Genomic DNA, 6,436 nt, shown 5'->3' on the forward strand with positions numbered 1-6,436 from the left:
ACTTCCGAATTCGATAGAGTTTGAAGGTGACTCTTTTTAGTAAATTAAGGAGAAAATTGATGGAATTAAGCGATTATAGGAAACAAATTAATGAAATGGAACAAAAAATAACTAACTTCAGGGGGTCTCTTTGACTTAGAGACGCTGAATGAACGTATTTCTGAAAATGAAGAACGAATGGCTAACCCAGATTTTTGGAATCACCAAGAAGAAGCACAAAAAGTTATTGACGAAAACAATCAATTAAAAGGTAAATATGATGCGTTTCATGATTTAGAGAGTAAGGTATCAGAATTACAAGTCATGCTTGAATTATTACAAGAAGAAAATGATAATGATATGCTAATAGAATTTGATGACTTGTTTAACGAGACAAAAAAAGCACTCGACAAGTATCAATTACGATTATTATTGAATGAACCTTATGATAGCAGAAATGCTATTTTAGAAATCCATCCAGGTGCAGGAGGTACCGAATCTCAGGATTGGGGATTAATGTTACTTAGAATGTATACGAGATGGGCTGAAAAAAGTGGGCTAATCGTCGAAACAGTAGATTATCAATCTGGCGATGAAGCGGGATTGAAAAGTGTGACGCTTCTTATTAAGGGAGTAAACGCGTATGGTTATCTTAAGAGTGAAAAAGGGGTGCATCGATTAGTTCGTATTTCACCTTTTGATGCTGCTGGTCGACGCCACACGTCTTTTGCATCTGTTGATGTGATGCCAGAGTTGGATGATTCAGTCGAAATAGAATTAAATCAAGATGATATCAGAATGGAAGTATTTAGATCATCCGGAGCTGGTGGACAACATATTAATAAAACATCTTCAGCAGTTAGATTAATTCATATTCCAACAGGGATAGTAACTTCGAGCCAAGCGCAGCGGTCACAATTTCAAAATAGGGCAACGGCTGAAAGTATGATGAAATCTAAGTTATATCAACTTGAAATGGAAGCAAAAGAAAAAGAACGTGCTGCCATTCAAGGTGAACAAATGGATATTGGATGGGGGTCGCAGATTCGATCATATGTGTTCCACCCATACTCAATGGTTAAGGATCATCGTTCCGATTTTGAGACTGGTAATGTTCAAGCGGTAATGGACGGTGATATAGATGGATTTATTAATGCTTATTTACAGTGGAAATTAAAAAATGAAAATCCAAGTTAAAAAATGAAACTTAATTGTAAGACTACTGCAATATAAAGGTAAATAATCATGCTATAATGAAAATGTTATGAAAATAGACACAGGAGGATTCACTGTTTGATAGAATTTAAAAATGTATTTAAACAATATTCTGATGATATTATTGCAAGCAATGATATTAATCTTCGAATTGACCAAGGTGAATTCGTATATGTGGTTGGACCTAGTGGTGCCGGAAAGTCGACATTTATAAAAATGATGTACCATGAAGAACAAGCAACATCTGGTGAAATCACAGTAAATGATTTTCATTTAGAAACGATGAAACCAAAAGAAGTACCATTTTTACGAAGAGATTTAGGAATTGTATTCCAAGATTTCAAATTATTACCTCGTTTAACAATTTTTGAAAATATTGCATACGCGTTAGAAGTTATTGAAAAAGAACCTGCAGAAATTAAAGAACGTGTTGATTACGTGCTAGATCTTGTTGATTTGTCTGACAAGGCGGATAAATTTCCGGAAGAATTATCTGGTGGTGAACAACAAAGAATTGCGATTGCACGTGCAGTTGCAAATAAACCAGAAGTCTTAATTGCTGATGAACCAACGGGGAATTTAGACCCTGAAACGTCAGATGATATTATGTCAATTTTAGAAAAAGTTAATGAACAAGGGACAACAGTTATCATGGCAACTCATAATAGTATTATTGTGAACAAATATCCACATCGTTTGTTGGCTATTGAAGATGGCCGTATTGCCCGAGATGAAGAAGGAGGAAAATACGGTTATGAAAATGAGAACGTTTAGGCGTCATTTTGGTGAAAGTATTAAGAGTTTACGTCGTAATGGATGGATGTCTGTTGCTGCTATTAGTGCTGTTACTGTAACGTTAATTTTGGTTGGGGTGTTACTTTCAATCTTAATGAACGTAAATAAATTAGCATCTGATGTTGAGAACGATGTTCAAGTCAGAGTGTTTGTTGAACGAAAGACAACAAAGAATCAACAGGCTGATTTGAAAAAGAAACTTGAAAGTTATTCAGAAGTTAAAAAAGTTACTTTTTCAAGTAAAAAGGAGCAATTACAACAAGTTGTTGGTAGTTATGGTAATGAATTTAAGTTATTTGGTGGGGATGATAATCCACTATATGATACATTTGATGTTCAAACTAAAAAACCAAAACAAACTGAGCAAATTGCAAAACGTGCTAAAAGTTTAGATTATGTAAATGATGCTAGTTTTGGGGGCACATCTGCTAAAAAACTATTTAAAGTAGTTGGTAATATCCAAAAATGGGGTATGATTATTAGTGCTTTACTCCTCTTTGTTGCAGTATTCTTAATTTCTAACACGATTAGAATCACAATTTTATCTCGAAGAAATGAGATTGGAATTATGCGTCTAGTAGGTGCGACGAATGGATTTATCAGATGGCCGTTTTTACTTGAAGGTGCATGGACTGGGCTTTTAGGTGCTATCATTCCAATTATTTTAGTTGATTTTGGCTATATTTGGATTTATAACGGTTTACAAGTTTCGTTGGCATCAACTAGTTATCAATTATTAACACCAGGAACTTTCTTGGCAGAAATTGATTTATTATTAGTGTCAATCGGGATAATTATTGGTGCTTTAGGATCGTTCGTTTCAATGCGTCGTTTCCTTAAAATTTAATTAAATTTTAAAAGACTGATTTTGCTAAATGCAAAATTCAGTCTTTTTTGTTATTATGATTATCTTTTTTGAATCATGACAAAGCATGATATAATTTGAGTACTATATATTAAAGAAAATAGGTGCATTTATGGTAACGCTTAAAATTATTGGAAACTTTTTCATGCAACCAACGCTTTGGTTAGCAATTATACTGATTTATGGTATGTATACACGAAGAATTAAAAAAGAGAGACAAGCATTTAGAACAGCTGTCGATAGTGATTTTTATGAGGGACGTCATGCAATAAAAGTAGGCTTTATTTTTAGTATTATTGGATCAATGTTACTATTTGGACTAGGTGTTATGTTGCCTATTAACTGGGTAGTTATTTATGCTATTTTTATGATTTTAGGACTACTACTATACCCAGTATTTGATGCTATCTTTCCGCTATTTATTATATCGGGACTAGTATATGGGATGACTAAATCTCAATTAAGTAATTTTGAAATATTTAAATATGAAGAATTTCACGTTGAATTTACGACAGGGATTCTACTGATAGGGACAGTCATTTTATTTATAACTGCTTGTGCGCTGTATTTATTCAGAAATAGTCCCTTATCGCCGAACACACAGTCAGGTAAACGAGGGCGAAATATATCGTCGTTTAGTATGAAGGATCTGTATCTGGTGCCACTTGTAATTCTAACACCGGGTGATCAATTCCATAGTGTACTCTCTTGGTGGCCAATTATTCATATAGCAGGTACAGAATTTAACATCATTATTTTACCATTAATTGTTGGGCTATCATTACGTATCTATAAAGAAATACCAAGAGTAGCTATCAAATTTATAAAAAAACAATACTTATATTTAGCTTTTATAGGGACAGGTTTAGCGATAATGGCTATATTTATACCAATAATGGGGATATATGGATTAATTGTTCTATTAGTTGCGTATTGTATCAGCCAATATATGATCAAACGCCATGATAATAAACAAGAAAAATGGTTTGCAGAATCCAATGAAGGAATATTAATTGTAGGGGTACGCCCAGGTACGCCAGCTTCAAAGATGGACGTAGAGGTTGGTGATGTGGTCGTTCAATGTAATGGCATTGAAGTTAGAAACGAAACCGAATTGTATGAAGCATTACAGAGTAGCTCAACGTATTGTCGATTAAAAATTAGGACATTTAGTGGAGATACAAAAATAACAGAAAGTGCGATATTTTCAGACTCACCATATGAAATAGGGTTAGTCATAATTAAATAAATTTAGTTATCAGGGGGATAAATAATGAAAAAAATTTTAGTTGTAGATGATGAACCAGCAATTGTTACGCTGTTAACGTATAATCTAGAAAATGCGAACTATGAAGTGCATGTAGCAATAGATGGGCCTAGTGCATTTAAAAAAGCAACAGAACAAAATTTTGATTTCATTATTCTCGATTTGATGCTGCCTGGTTACGATGGTATCGAAGTTACAAAAAAATTAAGACAAGAAAAAGTAAAAACGCCAATAATCATTTTAACGGCTAAAGATGATGAATTGAATAAAATAATTGGTTTAGAAATTGGTGCAGACGATTATATGACTAAACCGTTTAGTCCAAGAGAAGTAATAGCAAGAATTAAGGCTATTTTGAGACGTACTGAACATGACTCATCTAAGGATGAACAAATTGATAATGAAGTGAGAGAATTTAAAGATTTTAAAATTGATTTTTCTAACTATTCAGTTTATAAAAATGATGAAAAAGTTGCATTAACACCAAAAGAGTTCGAACTTTTAGTATATTTTATTAAACGAACAGGACGTGTGCTAAGTAGAGAAAAGTTATTGAGCGGTGTTTGGGGATACGATTATGAAGGGCAAACAAGGATGATAGATATGCATGTGAGCCATTTACGCGAAAAATTAGAAGTAGATGCTAAAAACCCCCTATATTTAAAGACAGTTCGAGGATTTGGCTATAAGTTTGAGGAGAATAAATGAAACAAAAACTAAAATGGATAATTACGACGTTAATCTTGTTGCTAAATTTAACATTTAGTATGACACTTCTATGGGATGTATCCGGGAAACTTTTTAGTAAGAATAGTATTATTGGAGTAAGTGTGTTGAGTTTGATTGAAATAGCTATACTTTATAAAATAGCATCTAAAGCAGGTGCTGAGTCCGAATTAATGGCTAATATATTGAATAGTTTAGTCAATAAAGGAGATTCTTATCATGTATTACTAGATACAGATAGTCCCAATTTTGAATTATCGAAAGCCATTAATCGTGTTGAAAGTTATCAAAAGAAAAGAAATATTCACTATCAGGTACAAAATAATAACTATCTAAAATTAATTGAACATTTGACAGTTGGGGTTATGCAAATTGATCATAAAAGACAAGTACTAGTCGTAAATGATATGATTTCTAAATTATTAGGCCAACAGATAGAAAGTAAGCAACATTCATATATTGATGATATTAAAACATACAAATTGAGTGGACTAATTGAAAAAGCCATTAAAACACAAGATAAGCAAAGAGATGAAGTTGAAATTGCCAATACAAACAGAGTGGTTGATGCAACGGTCGTCTATATAGCAAATAACAATGTAGAATTTCAAGTAATCGTAATTTTATATGATATAACTGAGCTGAAATTATTAGAGAAAATGCAAAATGAATTTGTCGGAAATGTGAGTCATGAATTGAAAACACCAGTAACAGCAATTAAAGGATTTGCTGAAACTCTTTTAGAAGAATCTGTTGATTCAAGTACAACTAACAAATTTTTAAATATTATTTATGACGAAAGTGAAAAATTAGAAGTATTAATTCAAGAGATATTAAAATTAGCAAAAGGGCAAAAACCCAAAGAAAATATTTCGAGTTTCAATTTAGATGCTATGATAAATTATGAGTTAGATTTATTAAGTAGTACTATTAAAAGTAAAAATTTAATAGTAGACAAGAGAATAACAAAAGATCTTTATGTAAAGTTTGATAAAAATAAGATAGCCACTATCTTAGGTAATTTATTGCAAAACGCTGTTAAATATAATGTTGATAATGGGCGTATGGTAGTTGAAGTAGGCAAAATAAAGACAAGATTTTTTATAGCAGTATCAGATACTGGTATTGGTATTTCAAATCAAGACAAAAAAAGAATATTTGAACGTTTCTATAGAGTAGATCCGTCTAGAAATAAACAAATAGAAGGTAATGGGCTTGGCCTCGCTATTGTGCAGGAACTAGTGACATCAATGGGTGGAGAGATTAGTGTGAAAGATTCGAATGATAAGGGGACTGAAATTACGATTTATTTGTAATATTAAGAGATATTCACATAAATAGACTTGACCAAGAAAAAGAAAGCTGATATATTTAATAAGTGCTATTGAGGCGATAATGAATATCGCAAATAAAGTGTTGACATGAGATATACCAGATGGTATATTAATAAAGCTGATTGATACGGCAAGAAGAAATGAATATTTATTCAAAAAATTCTTGACAAATCATGATGTGGTTGATATGATATAAAAGTTGTCAAAAGCAACCAAGTAGATCTTTGAAAACTGAACAAATTTTCGACAAATCAA

General features: G+C 32.2%; 6 protein-coding genes. All 6 read left to right on the forward strand.

Translation table 11 applies throughout. From position 1 onward, the window contains the following. Nucleotides 1-59 precede the first annotated feature (59 nt). The 6 genes from prfB (at nt 60) to AC1RPY_RS07015 (ending at nt 6,163) form a co-directional block, all read left to right on the forward strand. A protein-coding gene (prfB, locus tag AC1RPY_RS06990) for a peptide chain release factor 2 (RefSeq protein WP_481761960.1) occupies nt 60-1,176 on the forward strand; the annotation gives its coding sequence in 2 pieces (ribosomal slippage) (nt 60-131 and nt 133-1,176; 1,116 coding nt in all). A gap of 96 nt (nt 1,177-1,272) precedes the next feature. Next, a complete protein-coding gene (gene ftsE / locus AC1RPY_RS06995; protein WP_481761961.1) occupies nt 1,273-1,968 on the forward strand; it encodes a cell division ATP-binding protein FtsE in 696 nt (231 codons plus the stop codon). Next, nucleotides 1,949-2,836, forward strand: coding sequence for a permease-like cell division protein FtsX (gene ftsX, locus AC1RPY_RS07000; RefSeq protein WP_481761962.1), 888 nt, complete (start codon nt 1,949-1,951; stop codon nt 2,834-2,836). The genes ftsE and ftsX overlap by 20 nt, the downstream gene beginning before the upstream one ends. A gap of 130 nt (nt 2,837-2,966) precedes the next feature. Continuing rightward, nucleotides 2,967-4,103, forward strand: a complete 1,137-nt coding sequence (locus AC1RPY_RS07005; protein WP_481761963.1) for a PDZ domain-containing protein — start codon at nt 2,967-2,969, stop codon at nt 4,101-4,103. 24 nt (nt 4,104-4,127) lie between these two features. After that, the gene (locus AC1RPY_RS07010; RefSeq protein WP_481761964.1) at nt 4,128-4,829 is read left to right on the forward strand and encodes a response regulator transcription factor; all 702 of its coding nucleotides are present in this window, start codon (nt 4,128-4,130) and stop codon (nt 4,827-4,829) included. 191 nt (nt 4,830-5,020) lie between these two features. Beyond that, the gene (locus AC1RPY_RS07015; protein ID WP_481762412.1) at nt 5,021-6,163 is read left to right on the forward strand and encodes a sensor histidine kinase; all 1,143 of its coding nucleotides are present in this window, start codon (nt 5,021-5,023) and stop codon (nt 6,161-6,163) included. The last annotated feature ends 273 nt before the right edge of the window (nt 6,164-6,436 follow it).

The sequence above is a fragment of the Dellaglioa sp. CoH-56-MRSF-12 genome, assembly GCF_056782075.1.